The following is a 1,149-nucleotide window of genomic DNA, read 5'->3' as shown; positions in this document are numbered from 1 at the left end:
GTTCAACGTGTATGTGGCGGTGTGGAGTGGTCTTCCGTGGGAGGGCCGTTCGGGGGTGGGGCGTTGGGCGGGGTTGGGGTTGCAGGTGGTGGTGGCGTTGGTGATGGTGGCGCGTCGTCGGCGGCCGTTGGCGGTGTTGGGTGTGGTGACGGTGGCGGCGGTGGTGATGTCGTTGTCGGTGTGGTGGGTGCCTGGGGTGTTGGTGGGGTCGGGGGGGGGGGCTGTGTGGGTGCCGGCGGCGACGCCTTTTGCGGCGTACAGCGCGGTGGTGTATTCGGGGCGGGGGCGGGTGGCGTGGGTGTTGACGGGGGTGTTGTCGGTGGTGGCGATGCGGCCGTGGGCGTTGTCGTTCGCGGTGGCGGCGAGTGGGTTGGTGTTGACGGCGGTGCCGGCGTTGTTGGGGATGTATGTGGCGGCGCGGCGGGGGTTGATCGCGGCGTTGATGGAGCGGGCTGAGCGGGCGGAGCGGGAGCGGTTTTTGCTGGCGGAGCAGGCGCGGGCTGAGGAGCGGGTGCGGTTGGCGGGGGAGATGCATGATGTGGTGACGCATCGGGTGAGTTTGATGGTGTTGCAGGCGGGGGCGCTCAGGGTGACGGCGTCGGATGAGCGGGTGCGGGCGGAGGCGGAGGTGTTGCGGGCGGCGGGGTGTCAGGCGTTGGAGGAGTTGCGGGATTTGGTGGGGGTGTTGAGGTCGCCGGAGAGTGTGGTGGAGCCGGGTGGGTTGGTGCGGGGTGTGGGGGGTTCGGGTGGGGATGTGGGTGTGGAGGGTGGGGGGTTGGGGTTGGCGGTGTTGGTGGAGGAGTCGCGGGCTGTGGGGGTGGAGGTGGAGTTCGTGGAGTCGGGGAATGGGGCGGAGTTGTCTCCGGTGGTGGCGCGGACGGCGTATCGGATTGTTCAGGAGGCGTTGACGAACGTGCGGAAGCACGCGCCGGGGAGTGGGGTGCGGGTGGAGGTGCGGTATGAGGCGGATCGGGTGCGGTTGTCGGTGGGGAATGGTCCGGCGGGGGATCTGGTGGATGAGGAGTTGGCGGGAAGTGGGTCGGGCAGTGGCCTGAAAGGGTTGCGGCAGCGGGTGGAACTCGTGGGCGGGACCTTCGAGTGGGGGCCCAGGCCCGACGGAGGCTTCCACGTAGAAGCCGTCCTACCCAC

The 1,149-nt window shown here is 69.5% G+C and carries 1 protein-coding gene; it reads left to right on the top strand.

Translation table 11 applies throughout. The annotated features are described in order from the left end of the window. Positions 1-85: 85 nt before the first annotated feature. Positions 86-1,149 (top strand): sensor histidine kinase (locus tag ACYVMZ_RS39315; RefSeq protein WP_461088110.1); only part of this gene is annotated, 1,064 nt, incomplete at its 3' end.

This window comes from Streptomyces deserti, from assembly GCF_054782695.1.
Note: the sequence above shows the minus strand (reverse complement) of the source record. Positions and strands in the feature narration are given on the sequence as shown.